Annotated in this window: 22 protein-coding genes; 2 read left to right on the forward strand and 20 right to left on the reverse strand. The window is 51.1% G+C overall.

Annotation, left to right across the window (positions count from 1 at the left end; translation table 11 throughout):
• Positions 1-107: 107 nt before the first annotated feature.
• The 13 genes from waaA to ACYVIA_RS03570 form a co-directional block, all read right to left on the reverse strand.
• Positions 108-1,379 carry a lipid IV(A) 3-deoxy-D-manno-octulosonic acid transferase gene (waaA, locus tag ACYVIA_RS03510; RefSeq protein ID WP_460837930.1) on the reverse strand — a complete coding sequence of 424 codons (1,272 nt, stop codon included), beginning with the start codon at positions 1,377-1,379 and terminating at the stop codon, positions 108-110.
• A gap of 249 nt (positions 1,380-1,628) precedes the next feature.
• A complete protein-coding gene (locus ACYVIA_RS03515; protein WP_460838704.1) occupies positions 1,629-3,005 on the reverse strand; it encodes a phosphomannomutase/phosphoglucomutase in 1,377 nt (458 codons plus the stop codon).
• A 100-nt stretch (positions 3,006-3,105) separates the two neighbouring features.
• A complete protein-coding gene (locus tag ACYVIA_RS03520; RefSeq protein ID WP_460837932.1) occupies positions 3,106-4,368 on the reverse strand; it encodes a lipopolysaccharide biosynthesis protein in 1,263 nt (420 codons plus the stop codon).
• Between the two features lie 200 nt (positions 4,369-4,568).
• Positions 4,569-4,886, reverse strand: a complete 318-nt coding sequence (locus ACYVIA_RS03525; protein WP_460837933.1) for an H-NS histone family protein — start codon at positions 4,884-4,886, stop codon at positions 4,569-4,571.
• A gap of 100 nt (positions 4,887-4,986) precedes the next feature.
• On the reverse strand, positions 4,987-6,930 hold the full coding sequence (locus ACYVIA_RS03530; protein WP_460837936.1) for a polysaccharide biosynthesis protein: 1,944 nt from the start codon (positions 6,928-6,930) through the stop codon (positions 4,987-4,989).
• Between the two features lie 144 nt (positions 6,931-7,074).
• Positions 7,075-8,295 carry a DegT/DnrJ/EryC1/StrS family aminotransferase gene (locus tag ACYVIA_RS03535; protein WP_460837938.1) on the reverse strand — a complete coding sequence of 407 codons (1,221 nt, stop codon included), beginning with the start codon at positions 8,293-8,295 and terminating at the stop codon, positions 7,075-7,077.
• 18 nt (positions 8,296-8,313) lie between these two features.
• The gene (locus tag ACYVIA_RS03540; protein WP_460837940.1) at positions 8,314-8,970 is read right to left on the reverse strand and encodes an acetyltransferase; all 657 of its coding nucleotides are present in this window, start codon (positions 8,968-8,970) and stop codon (positions 8,314-8,316) included.
• Positions 8,967-9,590, reverse strand: coding sequence for a sugar transferase (locus ACYVIA_RS03545; protein WP_460837941.1), 624 nt, complete (start codon positions 9,588-9,590; stop codon positions 8,967-8,969). The genes ACYVIA_RS03540 and ACYVIA_RS03545 overlap by 4 nt, the downstream gene beginning before the upstream one ends.
• Entirely contained in the window at positions 9,587-10,648 is a 1,062-nt protein-coding gene (gene galE, locus ACYVIA_RS03550; protein WP_460837943.1) for a UDP-glucose 4-epimerase GalE, read from the reverse strand. The genes ACYVIA_RS03545 and galE overlap by 4 nt, the downstream gene beginning before the upstream one ends.
• On the reverse strand, positions 10,645-11,841 hold the full coding sequence (locus ACYVIA_RS03555; RefSeq protein ID WP_460837945.1) for a glycosyltransferase family 4 protein: 1,197 nt from the start codon (positions 11,839-11,841) through the stop codon (positions 10,645-10,647). Before ACYVIA_RS03555 ends, galE begins: the two co-directional genes overlap by 4 nt.
• Before the next feature lie 55 nt (positions 11,842-11,896).
• A complete protein-coding gene (locus ACYVIA_RS03560; RefSeq protein ID WP_460837947.1) occupies positions 11,897-12,973 on the reverse strand; it encodes a glycosyltransferase family 4 protein in 1,077 nt (358 codons plus the stop codon).
• 194 nt (positions 12,974-13,167) lie between these two features.
• A complete protein-coding gene (locus tag ACYVIA_RS03565) occupies positions 13,168-14,415 on the reverse strand; it encodes a hypothetical protein (protein ID WP_460837949.1) in 1,248 nt (415 codons plus the stop codon).
• 34 nt (positions 14,416-14,449) lie between these two features.
• The gene (locus ACYVIA_RS03570; RefSeq protein ID WP_460837950.1) at positions 14,450-15,508 is read right to left on the reverse strand and encodes a hypothetical protein; all 1,059 of its coding nucleotides are present in this window, start codon (positions 15,506-15,508) and stop codon (positions 14,450-14,452) included.
• Between the two features lie 155 nt (positions 15,509-15,663).
• Between ACYVIA_RS03570 and ACYVIA_RS03575 the strand changes: the two genes are divergently transcribed.
• A complete protein-coding gene (locus tag ACYVIA_RS03575; protein ID WP_460837952.1) occupies positions 15,664-15,927 on the forward strand; it encodes a hypothetical protein in 264 nt (87 codons plus the stop codon).
• 38 nt (positions 15,928-15,965) lie between these two features.
• Here the strand turns inward: ACYVIA_RS03575 and rfbC are convergent, their stop codons facing one another.
• The 6 genes from rfbC to ACYVIA_RS03605 form a co-directional block, all read right to left on the reverse strand.
• Positions 15,966-16,511: a dTDP-4-dehydrorhamnose 3,5-epimerase gene (gene rfbC, locus ACYVIA_RS03580; protein WP_460837954.1), complete on the reverse strand. Its 546-nt coding sequence runs from the start codon at positions 16,509-16,511 to the stop codon at positions 15,966-15,968.
• Between the two features lie 2 nt (positions 16,512-16,513).
• Positions 16,514-17,395 carry a glucose-1-phosphate thymidylyltransferase RfbA gene (rfbA, locus tag ACYVIA_RS03585; RefSeq protein WP_460837955.1) on the reverse strand — a complete coding sequence of 294 codons (882 nt, stop codon included), beginning with the start codon at positions 17,393-17,395 and terminating at the stop codon, positions 16,514-16,516.
• 8 nt (positions 17,396-17,403) lie between these two features.
• A complete protein-coding gene (rfbD, locus tag ACYVIA_RS03590; RefSeq protein WP_460838707.1) occupies positions 17,404-18,297 on the reverse strand; it encodes a dTDP-4-dehydrorhamnose reductase in 894 nt (297 codons plus the stop codon).
• A gap of 5 nt (positions 18,298-18,302) precedes the next feature.
• Positions 18,303-19,361 carry a dTDP-glucose 4,6-dehydratase gene (gene rfbB / locus ACYVIA_RS03595; protein ID WP_460837957.1) on the reverse strand — a complete coding sequence of 353 codons (1,059 nt, stop codon included), beginning with the start codon at positions 19,359-19,361 and terminating at the stop codon, positions 18,303-18,305.
• 180 nt (positions 19,362-19,541) lie between these two features.
• Positions 19,542-20,645: a GDP-mannose 4,6-dehydratase gene (gene gmd, locus ACYVIA_RS03600; RefSeq protein ID WP_460837959.1), complete on the reverse strand. Its 1,104-nt coding sequence runs from the start codon at positions 20,643-20,645 to the stop codon at positions 19,542-19,544.
• A 62-nt stretch (positions 20,646-20,707) separates the two neighbouring features.
• Positions 20,708-22,114, reverse strand: coding sequence for a mannose-1-phosphate guanylyltransferase/mannose-6-phosphate isomerase (locus tag ACYVIA_RS03605; protein WP_460837960.1), 1,407 nt, complete (start codon positions 22,112-22,114; stop codon positions 20,708-20,710).
• Positions 22,115-22,244: 130 nt separating this feature from the next.
• On the opposite strand from ACYVIA_RS03605, the gene ACYVIA_RS03610 reads away from it, so the two are divergent.
• A complete protein-coding gene (locus ACYVIA_RS03610) occupies positions 22,245-23,069 on the forward strand; it encodes a symmetrical bis(5'-nucleosyl)-tetraphosphatase (protein ID WP_460837962.1) in 825 nt (274 codons plus the stop codon).
• Here the strand turns inward: ACYVIA_RS03610 and ACYVIA_RS03615 are convergent.
• Positions 23,048-23,821: a lysophospholipid acyltransferase family protein gene (locus tag ACYVIA_RS03615; RefSeq protein WP_460837964.1), complete on the reverse strand. Its 774-nt coding sequence runs from the start codon at positions 23,819-23,821 to the stop codon at positions 23,048-23,050. The genes ACYVIA_RS03610 and ACYVIA_RS03615 overlap by 22 nt on opposite strands.
• Position 23,822 lies beyond the last annotated feature (1 nt).

The following is a 23,822-nucleotide window of genomic DNA, read 5'->3' on the forward strand; positions in this document are numbered from 1 at the left end:
GGTTGCAAGGTGCGCTGCCGGAAAGCTTACCGCTCGTTGTAGCAACGAGGCGGACGGTCATCGCGCGGATGGCGCCCCACGCAACACTGCAATCGTTTTTTTACTCTCTAAAGAAGCTGCCTCAGCAAATCCATGGTTCGTGCAGTGGCACCGCGATGCTGCCGTGCGAATCCCTGTGCGTTGGCACCCATCTCCTGTCGTGCCTGATCCGTATGCAGCAAGCGCAGCGCTTCTCGAGTCATTTCCGATGCATCAGCTACACGCAAGGCAGCGCCCGCAGCAATCGCATCTTCCGTCGCAACGGCAAAATTGAAGGTGTGCGGACCGATCAGCACCGGTTTGCCTACCGCACAGGCCTCAATCAGATTCTGCCCGCCAAGGGGTAAAAGGCTGCCGCCAATAAAGGCCACGTCGCACGTAGCGTAATACGCAAACATCTCGCCCATCGTGTCTCCTAGCAGGACGTCGGCATCCTGAGGGGCGGGTGCATCCGCGATTGCGGAACGCCGACAGATCTTTAGTCCGCGCGATTCGATCAATTTCTGCACTTCGTCGAAGCGCTGCGGATGGCGCGGCACGATGGCCAGCAAGACGTCGCTCGATCTGGATGCCATCCATGCATCCAGAATCATTTGCTCCTCCCCTTCCCGCGTGCTTGCGCACAGCAGAACAGGCCGGCTGCCAAGCTGCCGCCGCAGTGCAGCGCCCCTCGCGAGCATTTCCTCCGGTGGAGTGACATCAAACTTGATGCTGCCAGTGACATGAACATTCGGCGTTCCAAGTTGCCGCAACCGATCTGCATCAGCCTCAGTTTGCGCCGCGACACATGACATCGCATGCGCGGCCTCGTCCATTAACGCGGACAAACGCTTCGCCCGCGCGAGCGAACGCTCCGACAAGCGCGCATTCACCAACGCAACAGGGACACGGCGGCGCACGCATTGCGCCATAACGTTCGGCCAGACTTCGGTCTCCATCAGGATGCAGATGCGCGGCGCAAAGCGGCGCAGAAAGCGGCCAACCATCCAGCCAATGTCATAGGGAAGGTAGCACTGCACGACGCGAGCGCCATGCTTCCCGAACAGCGAGCGTCCGGTTGCGCGGCCAGTCGGCGTCAAGTGCGTCAAGAGAATGGAATGATCGGGATACGCCGCTAGCAAGGCGTCAATCAGCGGTTCGGCCGCGCGCGTCTCGCCCACGGAGACAGCATGCACCCATAGCATGCACATGCGAGATTTTCCGGGCGTACTACGGCCATAAAAGCCGAAGCGCTCGCCGAGATGCTGGCGATAGCCCGGCTCCTTTCGGCCGCGCACCCAAAGCCTCAAGAGAACCAGAGGCAATGCAAGACACCAGGCGAGGGAATAAAGTGCGCGCATCAGCAAAATAACCCGCGCAGACGGAGCGGCCGATGACCAGAATCGGCGTTACAGCTCGTACCGAGGTTCAGTTGCATATATCTCGTCTCGCTCCACATACCAGGGCAGGCATGTCATGTGTGAAACGCACGAGTTTAACGTATGTGACTGCGTGAGACTGCCTCACCGGTGCAATCTGACAACATCATGCATGCTCAATGAGATGGTGCACCGCACCCCGCCCTGCAGAAAAAACGTTTCGCCGAATCGTCAGAACGGAAAGGCTGCGTCCGGTTTCACTGCAAGGATCGCCCGCTTAATGTCGGCCTGTATGCGCTGCAGTGCGTCCACCGATTCCGCCTCGAAGCGCATTACCACCACTGGCGTCGTGTTCGACGAGCGCGCCAGCCCGAAACCATCCGCATACTCGACCCGCACACCGTCGATCGTCACCACCTGCTGTGCTTCGGGAAACTTCGCTTCCTGCTGCAGCCTAGCAATCAACGCAAAGTTCTCGCCCTCTTCCAGCTTCAATTGCAATTCCGGCGTGCTCACCGATTGCGGCAATGCATTCAGCGTCGCCGACGGATCCGCCACGTGCGACAGCAACTCCAAGAGCCGTGCGCCGGCATACAAGCCATCGTCAAAGCCATACCAGCGGTCCTTGAAGAAGATGTGGCCGCTCATCTCGCCACCCAGCGGTGCGCCGGTCTCGCGCATCTTTGCCTTCACCAGCGAATGCCCGGTCTTCCACATCAGCGGCACGCCGCCATGCTGCCTGACCCACGGTGCGACGTGGCGCGTGCATTTGACGTCGTACAGGATTTCCTTTCCGGCATGGCGTGTCAGCACATCCTGTGCAAACAGCATCAGCTGCCGGTCCGGATAAATGATCTGGCCATCCTTCGTCACGACACCGAGGCGGTCGCCATCGCCATCGAATGCGAGGCCGATTTCAGCATCCGTTTCTTTCAGGCAGCGGATCAGGTCTTGCAGGTTTTCCGGATGGGCAGGATCGGGATGGTGGTTCGGGAATGTGCCGTCGACGTCGCAGAACAGTTCCTGCACTTCGCAGCCGAGCATGCGGTACAGGTCGCCGGCCACGGCACCGGCGACACCATTGCCGCAGTCGACTGCAATCTTCATTGGCCGCGCCAGCTTCACATCGCCGACGATGCGCTGCAGGTAGGCGTCGCGGATATCATGCGTGCGGTAGTCGCCATTGCCTTGCGCAAAGTCGCCCTTGACGATGGTCTGGTACAGCGCCTGGATCGCGTCGCCGTAAATCGCTTCGCCGGCCAGCACCATCTTGAAACCGTTGTAGTCGGGTGGGTTGTGGCTGCCGGTGACCATGATGCCGGACAGCGCATCGAGCACCTGCGTGGCGAAGTACAGCATCGGCGTGGCGACCACGCCGAGGTCGATCACATTGACGCCGGCGCGGCGCAGGCCGGACGCGAGTGCCTGCGACAGTTCGGGACCGGACAGGCGGCCGTCGCGGCCGATGACGACGGTGGTTTCTTCCTTGACACGCACGGCGGTGCCGAACGCCTGGCCGATCTGGCGGGCAATGCCGATGTCGAGCGTTTTGCCGACGATGCCGCGGATGTCGTAAGCCTTGAAGATGCTGGGAGAAAGAGTCAAGATAGCACGCACAATAGACCGTGACTACTTATTGAAATAGCTAAGTTTAATAGCTTTTCTGTTGCACCGTTTAGCATATCCCCCATATGAGAACGCATGTTTTTCAAACGGGAGATAGCGGGCGAATCGTTCCGGTCCAATTACGAGTGAAAACAAATAAAATTGAAAGCAGTAGTCCCATCACAAACCCCATTGCCAGCACGAGGCCTTTACGAACAGTTGAATGGTTTGGCAAAGTGGGACCTGCAATGAAGCGGCTTTTCTCCAGATATAGGTTTACTGCGTCCTGATTATCGACTGTGATCATATTGTAGACCTCTTTTACAATATCATCTTCCAAATTTTTGTCCTTAAAAACGGATGCTTTGATTCCTTCAAGGCTACGCAAGACCTTCTCACCCGATTTCGTTTCGTCGAGCCTTGCCTTGACACCATCATAATATTCAAGAAGTAGCCTGTATTGCATTTGCTCACGCTTCGCTTTAATGATTGCCTCGTTTGCCTCCACGGTCTGAACTTCAGTTGTCATCAGTAGTGTCGCCGGCGGAAGATATTTTGCGCTGTCCTCGGTAATTGTTACTACTTGTCGTGGAACGTCATTTCTTCCAATCGGGTTCCGGTCAATAATTTGCTTTAAGTACGCAACTCGACGGCGATACTCTTCAAGCTCTACCTTTTTAGTGATTATGACATTTTCCAGCTCAGTAATTCGCACCTGAATCTCATCATGCTTAAAACGAAGCATATCCGAGAAAATAAAGTAAATGATACTGTCCATGGCGTAATTACCGAGAACACCGACCATTTTTTGGGCGATTTCCGGAGATCTGGCTTGGTAATTTATTCGGAGACCGATTACATTATTGCTACTACCCTTCGGCTGCTCCATTAACTCTTTAGCGTCAAGTTTGGTAAAGGGATAAACAGGCTCTATATTTTGTGATATCCCTTGCCGTGAAGAGAAAACTCGAGATAAATCTTTGACACCCTCCATGTCGGCAAGATTCTTATCTTGCACGTAGTCTTCAAAACGCTCACTTGTCGTATATGCGGCGGCATATCGTTTAAAATCTGACAGAGAGATTCCTGGTGCCCGCTCCATATTTTTATTGTTTTCTTTATCTTTTTCTCTTTCCTTTTCCTTCTCCTTTCCCATTAACATCGGGATAGCACCACCAAACTGGATAAAGCCTTGGCTTTTGTATTCGGCCACTAGTAGAAAGGATACAAAAGTGATACTCATAATTACGCCAGTAACTATGCAAATTTCTTTTCGAGCAGCTAAAATGGGTGAAAGCACGTCACTCAACGTAATAAAATCTCTTGATGTTACATCTTTCGCATTCAAACCTGTGCCTACTTGCATAATATTTTTTATTAAAGTCAGTTACCTTAGGAGGAGCGCACAATACGCTTATCAACACCTAAGTCAACCGTTAAATTGCAAGAGCTATTTGGGTAACTCTTATGAGCTTCCTTGCTCTGCACACAATCACAAATATCGACGTTACATTTCAAAGCTGCCATTTACGTCAAACAACGATAATGATCAAAGCGTTTTTTCTTTTAAATTTTTAAATCCTTCAAGGTCTGACCAGATGCGAGCCAGTCTTTAATCCACTGAGGTTGGCGGCCTCGGCCGGTCCATTGCAACGCTCGGTCCGTTGGATGCCTGTATTGAATTGCAACCTTTTTTGCTTGATCTGCTTTTATGACACCCCGGCCACCAATCAACTCTTCTAAGGGAATCCCTACTTCTTGAGCAATTGCCAAGATTTGCGCCCGCGCTTTTGCGATTTCATCTTTTTCACGGATCTTGATCTCGTCTTCAACTTCGCCCAGCAACGCACGCAGCTCAGCTAATGATAAAGTAGATAATTTCATTATAACCTCAAAGAGAAAAACCAGTGTTACTGATTAAATTGTTGGGCTCGTATACCCTTGCAACGTTAATAAACAATATTTATTGCGATTTTCTACGATATCATTGGTTCTTTCTAGCAAGAGTCACCACATTTTCATGTGTTGTTCCTGTTTGATTTTGCCGTCGCCAAATAAGATCTTCAATGCCGCATTGAGGTGTATAGCCCGAAACGGATCGCAATAATAGCTCACGAACTTTTTCGAGGTTAAAATCGTTGCAGGCGCATTCTAGTTCGGCCAATAAAAGACGTAGAGTTTGCCATGGGATTTCGGCTTCTTTAGCGCACATGATCAGCGGGTGTTCTGTTCCCTCGACGTTATCACCAATTAGCAACTCCTCGAAAAGCTTTTCCCCAGGTCTTAATCCCACATGGCTTATTTCAATCGTGCCATCAGGATTAGCATCGCTCCGGACTTCTAAACCACTTAAATGCACCATCCGTGTTGCTAGGTCGACTATTTTGACTGGCTCTCCCATGTCCAAAACGAAAACCTCGCCCCCCACCCCCATCGCTCCCGCCTGCAAGACCAATTGAGCAGCCTCGGGAATAGTCATAAAGTAACGTGTAATTTCCGGATGTGTTACTGTAATTGGCCCCCCCTCTAAAATTTGCTTGCGAAACAGTGGCACAACAGAGCCCGAAGAACCAAGCACGTTCCCGAAACGCACCATGCAAAACCGTGTCTTGGTTTCTTGCCTTGAGAAAGCCTGCAAAACCAGCTCAGCTAAACGTTTCGTCGCTCCCATCACGTTCGTAGGCCGCACAGCCTTGTCTGTAGAAATGAGAACGAATGATGACACGCCTGTAGCAAGCGCGGCCTGAGCAATCGCCACTGTACCAAATACGTTATTACGTATGCCCTGAATTGGATTGTGTTCAACTAAGGGAACATGCTTATATGCAGCTGCGTGATAAATCGTCTCGACAGAAAAATGATGCAGAATTTTTTCGCACTTAACCTGCTCAAGGACGGAGCCTAAAAACGGAACCAGCTCAACGTCTATCTGGAGCTTATTCTGGAGTGCCCTTAATTCTTGCTCAATCGAGTAAAGTGCGAACTCGGAGAGGTCCAACATTATGAGGCGTCTAGGCCGCAATCTAATGATCTGGCGGCACAATTCCGAACCAATGGACCCGCCCGCCCCTGTAATCAGTACTGTCTTATTAGTAATGCACGCAGAAATCAATCGACTATCCGGCACGACTGGATCGCGCCCAAGCAAGTCCTCAATTTCTATTTCGCGTATATCTTGTACCCGTAACTCGCCATTAACTAGGTCCGCAATTGCAGGAGTGACTTTAATTTTTAGTTTAAGTGATTCTAATCGCTCAAGTATTCGCTTTTGCTGTGCTTGTTTTATGGACGGCATTGCCAACAAAATTTCCGCAATTCCTTTTTTGGCAACTAAATGTTCCAGAGTGATTGGCGAATATACTCTGATGCCGGCGATAAGCGTATCATGAAGCGCTTTATTGTCATCAATAAACGCAACTGGAATATACTCGTGTCCTGCACGTAGTGCACTTGCGAGCTGCATTCCTGCCCTGCCGGCGCCGTAAATTGCTATGGGCTTACCATTATACAAACCAGTTGTATGCAATAAATAACCACGCGCAATAAATCGACTTATTACGATATACGTTATTGCGCTTACCCAGTATATGCCAAAAACACCTCGCGATACTCCGGCCATTTGGGTTGTAAATGCTACGCCTGCAAACAGAACTAGAACGGCAAGAGTAACGCCGAGGACTACAACGTATATGATTTTCTGATCGATATAGCGGATAACTGCGCGGTATAGGCCAACACGAATAAAAATCGGGATAGCAACCAATGGTGCGGCTACAATAATCCAACCGTACTGTTTGAGAAGAGCAACATCGCTATAGTCATATCGCAAATAGACCGCCACACAAAACGTTAGCGGCAGGAAAAGCAGATCTACCCAAACGGCAATTAGCTGTTTATAGAAGCGCGGGAGTTCAACAAATGATTTCATTTGCGGCCACTACGAAAAATATATAGATATTGCATAAGTATTTCCGCACTGACAAATGCTTATTAGTTTGAAACATAGAATAACTGGCTCTGGAAAAAGAACCTTTTATTGGTCCAATTGTTTTGGCGGCCTATATGATTCGGCCTAGCCTTTCGTTTGCGCCATTTCAATAACGGATTCAATTGCCCTGCAAGTTTTAACTATTTCCGAATCTGTGAGCGTAGGGTGAACCAAGAACATCAGCGAGGTTTCACCCAATGTCTTCGCGACAGGCAATCGCTTCGCAGGACGCCACCCAGTGTTGTCGAATGCCTTTTCGAGGTAGACCTCAGAACAAGAACCCTGGTAACACGGCACCCCGAGTGCGTTGATAGCATCAATTATGCGGTCTCGCGACCAGTCATCCGCCAACCGTTCGGGCCTAACATATACGTAGCACTTATAGTGCGCATGTACGCACTCGCTGCACTCCATATGTGAACTACACTCGGAAGCCCTGTTACACCGAAAATTTGGCACGCGGAGTGCGCTGAATTTGCGGCAAGTATTCCAGATCGCTGCAGCATATTTCGTACGCAAGGCCGTCCACTCCGCCAGTCGACGCAACTGAATACGGCCGATCGCTGCCTGCATCTCCATCATGCGCCAGTTAGTACCAAAACTCTCATGTAGCCACCGAAAGCCTGGCGCATGCTGACGTTCATACACTGCCTCGTAACTTTTGCCATGATCCTTGAACGACCACATACGGCGCCAAAGAGCTTCATCGTTGGTAGTGACCATCCCCCCCTCACCACCTGTGGTCATGATCTTATCCTGGCAAAAGCTCCATGCACCAACATGACCAATAGCGCCCACGCTCCGACCCTTGTAACGAGCTCCATGCGCCTGCGCACAGTCCTCGATCACGTTGATATTATGGGTTTTAGCCAACGCCATGATGGGATCCATGTCACATGGCCAGCCTGCCAGATGTACGCAAATCACTGCTCGTGTACGCGACGTAAGCACTCTCTCAATGGTTGCGGCGGAAATGTTACCGCTATCAGGCTCTACGTCAGCAAATACGGGTATTGCTCCTGCGTTTACTACACATGAGATGCTGGCGATGAATGTGCGGGGCGTAACCACGACCTCGTCACCTGGACCAATTCCCAAAGCTTTCAATGCCACATCGAGTGCCAAAGTGCCGTTACTTAACGCTACGGCATACTGCGTGCCGCACCAATTGGCGAATTCCCTTTCGAACTCTCGGCATTCGCTACCGGTCCAATAATTAACCTTATTTGAAAGAAGCACTTGTGCGACGGCACATGCTTCTTCATCCGTAAAGTTTGGCCAAGGTGAAAATGCGATATTCAGCATAAGACTCTCAAGCAAGTATTATTTTGCACGTAGCTCCATTACCCGTGCGGGATTACCGACAACCGTAGTTCCTGCGGCAACGCTCTTGGTCACTACCGCCCCCATCCCTACTACTGCGCCACGACCAATCACCAACGGCTCGCCTGGCTTACCTTGCTTCAAGACGGCGCCAGTACCGATGTAAGCATGATCTTCCACGATCACATTACCGTTACAGCAGACGCTTGGTGCAAAGGTCACAAAATTGCCGATGACACAGTCATGCTCCACATAACTATAGAGATTTGCATGAAAGTGCTGGCCGATTCGAATATTGCTAGTAAGGGTAACAAAGGGACATAGCACAGCACCAGGGCCGATTTCCACTTCGTCCATCACGACAACATTCGGGGCTCTCACATCAAAAAACTCCACGCCATCGCCGCGGCAGCGGATCACAAGCTTCTCGCGTATTTTGCTATTCGCAATTGCAACACTTATGTGCCGCGATGCAGCTGGCTCCGCTAGCCACTCCAAATAAGTCAATACTCTATGTCCGTTAAGCTCTCGTCTGGGCGAGTTATCATCGACAAATACCAAGTCCCAAGGTTGGGATTCAACCTGTAGCTGTTGGCGAACCAAAGGCATGACACCACGCCCACAACCACTAGCACCAAAAACAGCGAATCGCTTCATCGCCTTCCTTTTTGATGTGAACCACTCGTATTTATATTGCCCGTAAATTTTGGCATTGTAGCGTCGCCCGCGGCACTGATGCCATCGCGCGCAATCACTCTGCGAACAGTTAGCCAAAGAATTTTGAGATCGAGCCAAAGTGACCTGTGGTCCACATACCAAACGTCAAGCTTAAACTTAGCTTCCCAACTTAGGGTATTGCGGCCGTTAACTTGTGCCCATCCTGTAATGCCGGGACGAACTTCATGACGGCGCGCCTGTTCTGGCGAATACAAGGGTAAATATTCCATAAGAAGTGGACGCGGTCCCACTAAACTCATGTCACCCTTTAAAACATTCCACAGCTCCGGCAACTCATCAAGGCTCGTCGCGCGCAAGAATCGACCAAAATCCGTTAGGCGATCCGAGTCTGGTAGCAACTGACCGTCGGCCCCATATGCATTCGTCATTGTCCGGAACTTGACCATCTGAAACGGCCTGCCATGCAGCCCCGGACGAATTTGGCTAAAAAATATTGGCCTACCGAGTTTTCGGCTCACCTGCCAGCTTAAAAGAAGAAGCGGCACGCCAAGCAGGAATAATCCTAAGCCGGCACATACCACATCAAAAACACGCTTCATATATCTCGCCTAACATCGTTCACATCCACTTCAATCCGCTTGCAATACCCTTGGGGATTGCGCAGTTGCCACCGCCATGCATCGAGCATCATTTCATCCAACCCACGTTCAGCTTTCCAACCCAGGTCCTTTGAAGCCTTTGTGCAATCGGCCCAGCACTCCGCTATATCTCCTGGACGGCGCGCAACGATTTGATATGGAACCAACTTACCACTAGCGCGTTCGAAAGCACGTATCATTTCCAGGACACTATAACCACGTCCCGTTCCCAAATTCCAGACCTCAAGGCCGGTCGTTCGCTCAAGAGCATCGAGAGCTTTGATATGCCCGCTGGCCAGATCGACGACATGAATATAGTCGCGCACCCCTGTACCGTCGTGTGTGGCGTAATCAGAGCCAAACACCGGCAGTGTCTCCAAGCGACCAATTGCTACCTGACTTATATACGGGAGAAGATTATTGGGGATACCATGCGGATCCTCCCCTATTAGCCCACTGTGATGGGCGCCGATCGGATTGAAGTAACGGAGTAACGCGATACGCCAACGTGAGTCAGATCGAGCCAAGTCTTGTAAGATTTCTTCCGCAATAAGTTTGGAACGACCATAAGGATTTGTGGGAACCCCGGTCGGCGCATCCTCGTTAATTGGTATCTTTGTCGGCTCTCCATATACCGTAGCCGACGAACTGAACACTAACCGATACACTTGGGCCTTAATCATTGCCCGACATAGCTCTATCGTACCAGTCACGTTATTGTGATAATAGTCTACTGGCCTTTGGACACTCTCACCCACCGCCTTCAGGCCGGCGAAGTGCAACACCGCTTCGACACGATGTTCGTCAAAAAGCTTATTCAGTAGCCCAGAATCGCGGATATCGCCTCGATAGAAGACCGGCGTTTTGCCGCATATTTGTGCAACGCGATGCAGTGACTCAGCTGTGCTATTGCAGAGATTATCCAAGACTAGTACCTGATATCCAGCCTCTAAAAGAGCAAGTACCGTATGCGAGCCAATGTAACCGGCTCCACCTGTTACAAGAATTTTCCTACTCATTTAGCGCCTAGAAGGTCTTGATAAAACGTAGCCAGACGATCCCAATGCTGCTGTCGTTCATAGCGTTGCTGTATACGTGATCTTGCCCGCTCTCCCATCTTACGAAGCCGGCTCGTTGGTGTTTGCATCGCTCGACGCATCGCCTCTTCCAGCGCTTGCGAGTTACGCGATGGCACTAGCCAGCCATTGTAACCAGCCTCAATTACCTCATTAGATCCATTGATATCCGTTGCGATGACAGGCAATTCCATAGCCCCCGCCTGCAATACAACGTTTGGGAAACCTTCGCGGTAGCTTGGCAAAACCAAGACATCGGCCGCTCGAAGAGCAGCACGAATATCATTTAAGAAACCCAAATGGTGAATACGGGGATGACATCCGATAGCCGCTAACGTAGTCGAGTCAACAGGCGCTGACTCATCGACACTCCCAACCAATATTAGTCGAGCAGTGGGCGGAAGTGCCATGAAGGCCGCGATTAATTCGGAAAGTCCCTTATCCCTGTTCAGGCGCCCAACGAAGCAAAATACGAACTCGTTAGCACCAACGCCAAGTTGCGCTTTTAACTTGGCGGCGTTCACACTAACTATCGACATGAAAGGTGAGAAATGATGCGTATCTACTCCGGCGATATTTCCGTAGCCGATTGTACGCAATGGCTTGCGTGTAATACAAAAACGCTCCAGATCTCTCTGCACACCCTTGCCTTCTGGGACAATATGAGTCGCGCAAGCGCAAATTAGCCTATCGATCCATATTAGCAACCTCTGGCGATGCCCCACGGCGGTCGGGAAAATGAGACCCGTAAAAGTATGCACTCTTACTGGGACACGGCAAAACCACGCGGCCAGCATCATCACTAATCCCGCCTTAGGCGTATACGAGTGCACCAACTCTGGCTTCACTTGCCGTAGCACCCATACCATCCGTACGAGAGACCCGAAGTCACTCAAGACATTAATACCACGCACCATTGGCACTACATGGACAGCAAGGTTCTCGCTCCGACTCATCCGCCTGAAACCTTTCCCTAAGCTTGTCACTAGCGCTACGTTAAAATATCGACTCAAGTAACGTGGCTGGTCTTTTAGTATGGTTGCAAACGTTTCAGGCACTGTTGTGCAAATGAGCACGCGCGGGGAAGTTGCTGCAGCAGCCTGATGCGTAACATTTGATGAATGGATTTTTCTCATTTGCGCAACGGTTTTCTTGTTACTAGAAGCTTTTAGTTAAAGTATTTACCCGATTTCATCGGTAACTAGCAGCGATTAACCGTAAGAGCTTAGCCATCCTCGCTCCGGTTTGCTGAATGCTGTACGTCTGCTCAACCATGGCGCGACCGGTCGATCCCAATCGACTGCGCAAACTTTTGTCGAGTAGTAATGCACCTAATGCCTCGCTCCAGTCAGTCGGGGTCTCGGCTAAGTACCCGTTCTTCCCCTGCTGTACGATTTCAGAGTTAGCACCCACATTAGACGCGACCACGGGCAGGCCACATGCGGCATATTGAATTAATTTATAACCACATTTACCCCGCTCCCAAAATGAATCAACTAGGGGCATCACACCAACATCACAAGCGTGTATCGACGCCACCTCACTGCTTTCTGTCCAACTAACCTCCTCAACCTGCACATTTCCCAAATCAGGCGCACTTGCGCCTACTACTCTGAATATGAAAGGGAGCCGTCCACTCAGGCTATTTAGTGGTTCGCGCAGCAACTCGAGGTATTGTGCCGTTGAGGGTGAGCCAATCCATACGATACGCGGAGGCTCACCAATATCCGACGCCTTTATACTGCTAGGATAGCGATTTAAGTCAATTACTGTTGGCACCACCTCGACGCATATTGCGCCGGCATCACGAGCGCGCTGCGCTAAGTAGTTGTTTCCAGCGACGACCAATGCGGCTTTTGCCATAAGTCGATCGAGACGTCGACCATAAAGCAGCCTAACTGCTAGAAAGCGATGTTGGTCGTATTGATGAAAAACCGCGTCATCATAATCCAACACATATGGAACGCCACGCAATAAGGTTTGCTCAAGCCATAAAGGCACCCAGGGCAAAGCCTCCTTTTCAATCCATATTAAGTTGAAAGCAGAACGCCGCCATAGCATTTGGAAGCGCTCTGCATATGCCCGGATTAGCGACTGAAGGTCATATCCACCATTTCTATAACGTTCCTGCAAGAGTTCGTCGGGAAGCAACGGGTGAGTGACAACCTCTATCCCCTCTTGCCGTAGCCATGGAATGTATTGCAAAAATCGCAAGCGCGAGGAAGAACCTAGGCGACCGTATTTCGTAAGTGCAAGTATCTTTAGCATTATTTTAAGTTTCTACTTCTCTCGGGATTAAACCCAAAATAGTCCTTCCATTTGACAAAACGATTTCCGCAAATCACTCAGTAAAACAAGAATGTCTGAAGATATGCGTAAAACTTAACTAATGTGGGAAACTTCACCACTTCATATCAGACAGCCCGTCGGGGATCTCATAAAAACGTCCGAAGCTAGCACTACTATAGACGCGAGCCGTTATTTTCTACCATAGAAGTGCTTAATATTGGCCGAAAAATTAGGAAGTGCACAACCGGGAATATGTACATCCACTGAAATGTAAAGCCCTCGATATACGGATTCGTATTTGATGCCAGCAACGCACAAATAAACCCGCCAAACATGAACACCTCCATTTCAGAGAGCTCATACCGCCACCATGCCGATACAACTTTATAAATATACAAAACAAACGGAATAATATAAATAATTCCTCCCAATATTCCGACGCGTAGAAGGGTGGCAAACCAAACTAATTCATATCTCCACGGAAACTCTTCGTTTCTGAGATAACTTACGCCAATTCCGTGCCCGTGCCCCATTCCGTAAGAGCTTAATATACCTTCCAAAAGGGCCGCAAATTGCTCGGCTCGCGCATCTCCTCCACCAGAGGACAATTTATCCAAAAAAACCCCGAATATTAAGCTTAAATCAATACCGCTCCAATGAATAAAAGAGAGTATCGCCACGAAACCAAAAATAATAAAAAGGAACAGATGAAGCCATCCGAGACCAAGGGTAAAATTCTCGACTTTTGTCGCTTTTTGCCGGGGATAAAATACCATACCAACCACAACGCCAACCGGAATCGCCAGAATCAGCGCAGAGCGTCCTGAAGTTAATGCAACGATGACAAGGCATGATAAAAGGCAAAATCTTAAAAATTTCCCCTTCACAATAGATGGTGATGTGAAAAGCCCCCCTGTGAAGAAGATTAAAGAGCCATACACATGCATTGTTGCGCCAACATATCCGCCATTCATATCAATGTTTGGCGACTGCTGAAATATAGAAACGGCACTTTCCCCAAAATTTATAAATAGATAAAAGAAAATTGCTACACTTAAAATAGCGAGAAAGGAGAATAATACTATCCACGATTTTGCCTTGTCATCACTCAAGCACTCGCTCAACGCCCCGCAAACAAGTATCCATAGCAAAGGGGAAACTATATATACGACTGAAGTTTGCGCAATTGCCTCGACCGTCGCCCCGCCGGATAGGCCAAGCAGCATATAAAAGACAGTTGTCAGCGCGCTCAGGCAATAAATGCAAAGAATCACAACTAATGATCGCGTCCACTTCATCAAAACAAGAGCAAATACTGAGCACACCACCAAAAACACAGCAGTAGCAAATTGCAATGAGTTAGGGATAATCGCCGCAAGAAAAAATAGGCAAATTGCAGAGAAATAAAAAAGGTTTTTCACAGCCGCCTTCTACCAAGGTTGAATATGAGACAACCTATTTAGCACACCGTTTGCTTACTATATTTTCCCCTCCACTGAATATAACCCCTGAAAGCAAATAGATAGCAAGCTGAACGAATCCCAAAAATAACATCATAAACTCGATATCGAGCATTAATGCCGCGACAAGAAAAGCAGCAGAAAAAATTATCGCGGTAAGCGCAGACTTGATTGTAATGTCAATCTTATTTGCCTTAAATAATATATACGTCATAAGATTTGCTGGCACAACCAAACAAGCTTGGAGAAAAAACGGCAAAAACCGATAGTCAAGATAGTTTTTTATTACAAATCCTGCCATCAAGGCAAAAACAAAAATCATTAAGCAGGCACAGGCATATACATACAATACGTTGGTCTTGAAAATAGCTTTAGCTCTTTTTAACGCTAAAGATCGCCCGGTAACAAGTGTTGGGTAAACTACAGCGGCAATTAAAAGTGTAGCAGCAGTGTAGAACTCGACGGCTTTAGCCCACACTAAACCGCCCCCAACAAATTCCGTCACACGTCCGCTCTTGTACAGCATGCCGATAAGAATTTGGTCGGAACGAAATATGACAAAATTCAAAGTCTGTTGGATCAACATCATTGAAAGTGGTGGTACATCGATAAAAAATGTAACCTTTGCTCCATGATGAAAAAATGCCTGAACAATTAGAAGGTAGCTCAATCTTCCAACGCTTCCCATTAAAATTACAAACGGTACCATTTCCTGGCGCCCCCCCATTAAAAATAGGAAGATGCACGAAATAGGCACATAGAACAGACTCGAAAACGAGGCAACTATGGGCTTTTGTTTTGCATTCAACTCAGATATTTTCAATACGGAGTATGTATCAACAGAAGCGGCCACCAAAAGAATTGAACCAAATACGAGTCCGTTTAAATAAACAATAACGAAAAACCCCGCAGCAACTATTATGGCAATTTTTCTAAAGTGAAGGCGATAGTTATACCCAACTTCCGGCTTGAGGCATTGCGACAAAATTATTGCGTCGCCTCCCAACTTAAATACTGTAACCATCATTAATGTAAGCTGAAGGCTCGTATTCAATTCCAGTGCTACACTTACATCGACTAATGGGATCGATCCCGATAAAAGCAACATTAGAACTACGACACTTATTAACCCATTAGCGCCTGTAATTAATATAAATAGAGCTTTACGCAATTTATGCTTTCGAAAACGACCTATATTCCTTGCGGAGCATGGCAAAGGATGTCGTTAACAGCTTCATGTTCAATGGTGCCCGCAACAAGGGGCATTTATACGAAAATCGGTTTGAGCTAAATACCGAAAAGAGCAGAAAAAAAATTCCCAGCGCAGAAATTGTGATTAGTTCCATTGCAAGAAAAAGTGCAACCCTTAATTCCTTTCAGCCAACAAAAAAAAGTTATTCTGATTCAGAACAGCAGGGAGAACTCAGAAAAAAGCCAAAAAAGCTATTCCTTCAACTCCATACAGACATTTAAAAACGGTTCCGAGATCTTCGTTTACACCGGGGAATCAGTCACATTTTCTCGGCATCATTTAATAAAAGAGCCTTCTTATCCTTTGCAGATAAAACAGGTTCACTCAACAAATTGGGCCATTCAATCGCAATAGCAGGATCGTTCCAAGCGATGCAGCGCTCAAATTCGGGAGCGTAGAACTCAGTCGTTTTATAAAGAAAATCTGCTTGGTCGGATATCACGAAAAACCCGTGAGCAAACCCTTCTGGAATCCATAATTGCTTTTTGTTTTCTTCGCTAAGTATTTCTCCAACCCACGCTCCAAATGTCGGCGACGATCTCCGAATATCGACTGCCACATCAAAGACTATGCCAGTAACTACACGAACTAACTTCCCTTGTGGTCGCCCAACTTGATAATGAAGTCCGCGCAGAACGTTTTTTGTAGAACGGGAATGATTGTCTTGCACGAAAGCCACTTTGCGACCGACCGCCTGCTCGAACTCGCGTTGATTGAAGCTTTCAAAGAAAAAACCGCGGTCATCGCCGAATACGCGCGGCTCGAACAAGATAACGTCGGGGATTGCAAGTGGACTCGCTTTCATTACTAGAACACTTTTTCGTTAAGTATTTGCAGCAGGTATCTTCCATACCCGTTCTTTGCGAGCGGACGCGCAAGTGCTTCCAGTTGCGCAGCATCGATCCATTTCTGCCGGTAGGATATTTCCTCTGGACACGCCACTTTGAGCCCTTGCCGTGCCTCGAGCGTCGAGATGAATTGGCTGGCATCAAGCAATGATTCATGCGTGCCCGTATCTAGCCAAGCGTAGCCGCGTCCCATAATCTCGACAGACAGGCTTCCTTGCTGCAGATAAAATCGGTTCAGGTCGGTGATTTCGAGCTCGCCGCGCGGGGAAGGCTTGAGGTCCTTAGCAATGCTGACGACCTGGCTGTCGTAAAAATAGAGGCCGGTCACTGCGTAGTTCGACTTTGGCACCTCAGGCTTTTCTTCCAGGCTGATTGCCTTGCCATCGTCATTGAACTCAACGACCCCATACCGTTCGGGGTCGTGCACGTGGTATGCAAAAACGGTCGCTCCCGAATCCCTTTGTTTCGCGTTTTCCAGCAGGCGCTGCAGATCATGACCATGAAAAATATTGTCGCCAAGGACGAGTGCGGACGGATCATTCCCGATGAAGTCCTTACCGATCAGGAAGGCCTGTGCCAGACCGTCCGGGGACGGCTGTACCGCATAGGAAAGGTTCATTCCCCACTGCGCGCCGCTGCCGAGAAGCCGCTCAAAACGCGGCGTGTCCTGTGGTGTCGAAATAATGAGCACGTCACGGATACCGGCCAGCATCAGAGTGCTGAGCGGGTAATAGATCATCGGCTTATCGAAAACTGGCAGCAGCTGCTTGGAGACTGCCATGGTCGCCGGGTACAGCCGAGTGCCGGATCCGCCGGCGAGAATAATTCCTTTGCGTTTCATAGTCCCCTCTATAGCGTGATTTCTGTCAACAGCCGCGCCACGTGATAGCGCCAGTCAGGCAGATCAACACCAAAAGTATTTGCCAGCTTTGCCGTGCTAAGCCGCGAATTTTTCGGGCGCTCCGCTGGAAGCGGATAAGCGCTCGAAGGAATAGGCTGTATGGCCGCAGGCGCCACCTTCAAGTGAGCACCTTTTGCCTGCGCCAACTCCAGCACGTAGTGTGCATATTGGTGCCAGGTCGTCTCACCGCTCGCGGCAAGATGATAGGTGCCGCTGAGCGAATCAGATTTGTCGCCACATGCATGGATGCGATACAGCGCGAGTGCGGTGACGTCGGCAATCAGCTCCGCGCTGGTTGGCGCGCCGTACTGGTCGGCGACGACCTTCAACTCCTCGCGTTCTTTAGCGAGCCTCAACATCGTCTTTGCGAAGTTGCTTCCACGAGCCGCATAGACCCAGCTCGTGCGGAAGATCAGATGTTTGGCTTGAGCACTACGAACAAGCTGCTCACCTTCGAGTTTCGTCCTGCCATAAGCAGATAGCGGATTCGTCGCGTCGTCTTCGGTATATAGCGAGTCTTTGGTGCCATCGAACACATAGTCCGTCGAATAGTGCACCAGCCAGGCGCCGAGCCGATGCACCTCTTCCGCGAGAACGCCGACCGACTCCGCGTTGACGCGGCGAGCCAGTTCGAGCTCGGATTCCGCCTTGTCCACCGCGGTGTATGCCGCGGCGTTGACGATCACGCTCGGCTGGATGTCTCTCACAAGAGCGCGCAGCGTGTCAGGGCGACTCAAGTCTGCCTGCTGCCGTCCCGCTGTCACTAGTTCACCGAGCGGGGCAAGCGAGCGCTGCAATTCCCAGCCAACTTGCCCATCCCGACCGAGGAGAAGAATCTTCATTTGCATTACCGTGCGTAGTTCTTGCTGATCCATTCGCGGTAGGCGCCCGACTGCACGTCGCTCACCCATTCGGCGTTGTCGAGATACCACTGCACTGTCTTGCGAATGCCTGTCTCAAACGTCTCTGCAGGTTTCCATCCGAGCTCCCGTTCGATTTTCGTGGCATCGATGGCGTATCGGCGATCATGTCCCGGCCTGTCCTTTACATAGGCAATTTGTTCGGAATAGCTCTTGGCGTCATGCCGTGGGCGTAACTCATCAAGGACTGCGCAAAGGGTGTTCACCACTTCAAGATTGGTTTTTTCGTTCCAGCCGCCGATGTTGTAGGTTTCGCCGACACGTCCCGCTTCGAGTACGCGCCGAATCCCGCTGCAATGATCCTTGACGTACAGCCAGTCACGTACTTGCTTGCCATCGCCATACACGGGCAGCGACTTCCCCGCGAGCGCATTCACGATCATCAGCGGGATAAGTTTTTCCGGGAAATGATAGGGCCCGTAGTTGTTGGAACAATTGGTGGTAAGTACCGGCAGGCCGTATGTGTGGTGATATGCGCGCACGAGATGGTCGCTCGCTGCCTTGCTTGCGGAATACGGGCTGTTCGGCGCATACGCGGTTGTTTCGGTAAAGGGTGGGTCGTTTGGCTCCAGGGAGCCGTACACCTCGTCTGTCGAAACATGCAGGAAGCGGAATGAGCTTTTTTCCGGCTCCTGCAGTGCGCTCCAGTATGCACGGGTCGCTTCGAGCAGGGAAAAGGTACCGTTGATATTCGTCCGGATGAACTCGGCAGGCCCAAGGATCGAGCGATCCACGTGGCTTTCGGCGGCAAAATGGACAACCGCACGCGGTTTATGTACGCGCAGCAGTGAGGAAAACTGCTCGGTATCGCAGATATCGCCTTGGACGAATTGATGACGGCTGTCGTCTTTTAGCGCGGCGAGGTTATTGACGTTGCCGGCGTATGTCAGGTTGTCGAGATTGACGACCGGCTCACCGACGACATTTATCCAATCAAGTACGAAGTTAGAGCCGATGAATCCGGCACCACCGGTTACTAGAATCATGAGAAGCCTCTGCAAATATGGCAACCCATGATTTTACCGCATGGACAAAATTTACTTATGCCGTTTTTCCTTCAACGGTCCAGTTTTTGGTCACATTATGTAAGGCTCGAGTAAGCCAGAGGGCTGTCAGTTAGGAAAGAAAACTGCCCTCCCTCCTCAGATGTCATTAGAGAAACGCATCTATTCATGATAATTAAATGCGTTATACCCATGCCGTTTGACGAGCTCATCCCGCTCAGCCGACTTCAAGTCCTCTCGGACCATTTCTGAAACAAGTTCCTCAAAAGTCGTCTTTGGTTGCCAGCCCAGTTTATTTTTCGCTTTCGAGGGATCGCCCAGCAATGTCTCCACTTCAGCAGGACGGAAATAACGCGGATCGACCGCGACGATGCACTTGCCGTTCGGGCCGTAGCCTTTCTCATTTACGCCCTCGCCGTCCCACTCGATCTCCATGCCGAGCTCAGTCGCGGCAGCATTCACAAAATCCCTTACGCTATATTGCACCCCGGTCGCAATCACAAAATCCTCCGGCTGATCCTGCTGCAGCATCAGCCACTGCATCTCGACATAATCGCGTGCATGTCCCCAGTCGCGCTTGGCGTTAAGGTTGCCAAGGTAAAGGCAATCCTGCAAGCCAAGCTTGATGCGTGCCAGTGCGCGCGTGATCTTACGCGTCACAAAGGTCTCGCCGCGATTTGGGCTTTCGTGATTGAAGAGGATGCCGTTGCAGGCGTACATGCCGTATGCCTCCCGGTAGTTCACGGTGATCCAGTACGCATACAGCTTCGCCACGGCATAGGGACTGCGCGGATAGAAAGGAGTCGTTTCCTTCTGCGGAATTTCCTGCACCAGGCCGTAGAGCTCTGAAGTGGATGCCTGGTAAAAGCGGGTCTTCTTCTCGAGGCCGAGGATTCGAATTGCTTCAAGAATACGCAGTGCACCAAGGGCATCGGAGTTCGCCGTGTATTCAGGTTCCTCGAACGAGACCGCTACGTGGCTTTGCGCGGCGAGGTTATAGATCTCGTCCGGTTGCACTGCCTGGATGATGCGAATCAGGCTGGTGGAGTCGGTCAGGTCGCCGTGGTGCAGTTTGAAGCGGACATCGGGCTCATGCGGATCCTGGTAGAGGTGGTCGATGCGATCGGTGTTGAACAAGGATGTGCGCCGTTTGATGCCATGGACTTCATATCCTTTTGCCAGGAGCAGTTCCGCCAGATATGCGCCGTCCTGCCCTGTCACTCCGGTGATCAGTGCAACCTTGTTCGTTTTTGTCTTCATAAGCATTCTCGACTTCCTCTTTTTCTGCTGGTGTATTCGTGAAAAAAACAGGCTGCCCCAAACGGGCATCATGTGCGTCCGTAGCAATCCGAGAACCGGACGATGTCGTCCTCGCCCAGATAACTTCCGCACTGGACTTCGATCAGGACAAGATCGACGATGCCGGGGTTTTCAAGCCGGTGGCGTGCGCCGATCGGGATGTAGGTGGACTGGTTCTGGCTCATCAGGACCGTCGTGTCGCCCACGGTAATGTTGGCGGTGCCGGAGACGACGACCCAGTGCTCGCTGCGGTGATGGTGCATCTGCAGCGACAGGGAGTGCTTCGGCTTGACCACCACGCGCTTGATCTTGAAGCCGGCCCCTTCGCCAAGCACTGTGTAAGTGCCCCACGGGCGAACGGCTGTGCGGTGAATCTTGTGTGCGTCGTGGCCGCTGGCTTTGAGCAGATTGACGACCTGACGCACTTCCTGACTCTTGGATTTGTCCGCCACGAGCAAGGCATCGGGGGTATCGACGACGAGTACGTTGTCGAGGCCGATGACGGCAACCAAACGGTCCTTGGAGTCGACGTAGGTGTTACGGCTGTCGATGAAAATGGGATTGCAGTTGTTGCTCGTATTGCCTTTTTCATCGGCAGGGATCATGTCTGCCACTGCATTCCATGCGCCGATATCGCTCCACCCGAATTCGCCGGGAACGACGGCAATGTTCTTTGCCTTCTCCATCACTGCGTAGTCTATGGAGATGTTCTCGAGCTGCTCGAAGCTCGGCGGCAGCTCTGTCTTGTCGCCCTCGGTTTTTGTCGTCTCCCAGACTTCCCGGGCGGCCTCAAGCAAGGAAGGGTTGTAGTCAGCAAGTGCGTCGAGCATGACGCTGGCCTTGAAGCAGAAGATGCCGCTGTTCCAGACGTAGTCTCCTTGCGCCAGATAGTTCATGGCAGTTGCGGCGTCGGGCTTTTCCACGAAACGTTCTACCGCATGCGCTTGCTGACTGACCCTGGCGGATAGCTGGATGTAGCCATAGCCCGTTTCGGGTGCTGTCGGGCGGATCCCGAAAAGCACCAGGAAGCCATCCCGTGCAAGCATCTCGGCGTGTTGCGCGGCACGCTGGAAAGCGACCGTATCGGTGATTAAGTGGTCGGCTGGCATGACCAGCAGGCAGGCGTCGCTTTTTTGCTGGACCGCCCACAGTGCAGCCAATGCAATCGCTGGTGCAGTGTTGCGGCCAGTTGGTTCCAGCAGGTAATGAGGCTTGATGTGCTGGCTGGCCAGCTCATCGTGCGAGCGCAGGTAGTATTCACGGTTCGTGACGATGAGCGGTGCGCTCTGCGGGGAAACTGCCTGTGCACGCTCGTAAGTCTGTACCAGCAGGCTCTTGCCGCCACCGATACGCATGAAAGGCTTCGGATGCGCCTCGCGCGATACCGGCCATAATCGCGTGCCGGCACCGCCAGAAAGAATGACGGGAATTAACATGGTATAAGTGAATGTGGTGAGGGCTTCGAAAGCCCGGTGGACACATTGACTTTATAGGCCACGCCCCATACGGCCTTATTGTTCTTCGACAAAAGGCGTGCTGCTTATTATCAAACAACAATTTTTGGGTATGACAACTTTTGCGATTGGCGATATTCAGGGCTGCCTGGACCGGTTGGATGAACTGCTTGAGAAGATATATAAAAAATGCACCAACCCCAGACTGATCTTCCTTGGCGACCTGGTGAACCGCGGTCCGCGATCCCTTGAAACGCTGCGTCGTATTCGTGCACTGGGAGATTTGGCAGAAGTCGTGCTTGGCAACCATGACTTGCATTTGCTCGCGGTCGCGAAAGGTATCCGGCCGCAGCATCGCACTGACACGCTCGGCGACATCCTGCGCGCACCGGATCGTGATGAACTACTTGACTGGCTGCGCCGGCGACCACTGGCGATTCTCGAGAACGATCACTTGTTCGTGCATGCCGGCGTGTTGCCGCAATGGACTGCCCAACAAACCATGGAGTTTGCCCGGGAAGTGGAAGCGGTCTTGCGCAGTCCTGACTGGGTGGAATTCCTGCGCAATATGTACGGCAATCAGCCTGCCAAATGGGACGATTCGCTACAGGGCGCTGACCGCATCCGTTGCATCGTCAATGCGTTGACGCGCATCCGTTTCTGCACTGCCGACGGAACGATGGAGTTAACTGCATCCAAGGGCATGGAAAGCGAAATCCCCGGCCACCTGCGCTGGTTCGAAGTTCCGGATCGCAAGACACAAGATGTGACCGTCGTTTTCGGCCATTGGTCAACATTGGGATTGATCGTACGGTCCGACATCATCAGCCTTGACACCGGATGCCTGTGGGGTGGGCAACTTAGCGCGATCTGCCTTGAAGACAAGGAAGTGCTGCAAGTCGACTGCCCGCAGTATCAGCGCCCGGGTTCGATTTGAGCGAGCGTTGGCCCAAGTTCGACATAGCCCAACGCAGCTGAAATTGCATGATGCGACGCATCGGCCAGTTCCCTGCGATGTGAGGCGCCGCTGGTGGGGATAGGTGATAGAAGAATCAAATGCGCAGTCATCGGCGCCGAACCAAGTATTTTCAGCATGCTCTGGGCAAAGCTCATCTCGCCGATAAAGTCGGCGGCAGGATGCAATTGCCCGTTCTTGTCGACATAACGCAGCGCATACGGTTGGACCGGCACCTCGGCCTCGATCGCCGCCTCGAACAGGTTCGCATGAAACGGCAGCAATTCGCCTTGTGCCGCAGTGGTGCCTTCCGGGAAAAATGCGACATGCTCGCCGGCGTGCAGGCTGGCGACCAGTCCTTGATAGATTCGTCGCACGTCACGCAGCTTGCCGCGAGAAATAAAGATGGTGCCAACCTTCTCACACAGCCAGCCAATCAACGGCCAGTCGCGGATGTCGGACTTCGCGACAAACCGGCACGGGTGCATCGTGTTGATGACGAAGATGTCGAGCCAGGAAACATGATTGGCGACGATGAGGGCGCGCGGCGCATCCGGCGCCCCGTGATCATGGACGATGCGCAGATCGACGCGGCAAATTGCAAGGAGTTTGGACGACCAGCGCTTGATATGCGCCCGGCGTCCCGCTGCATCAATCAGCGGAAACACCAGCGCACAAATCAGCAAGCCGCGAAACAGATGGAGGATGACTCGCAGTAAGCGAAAGAATGCCATG

This window comes from Noviherbaspirillum agri, from assembly GCF_054780595.1.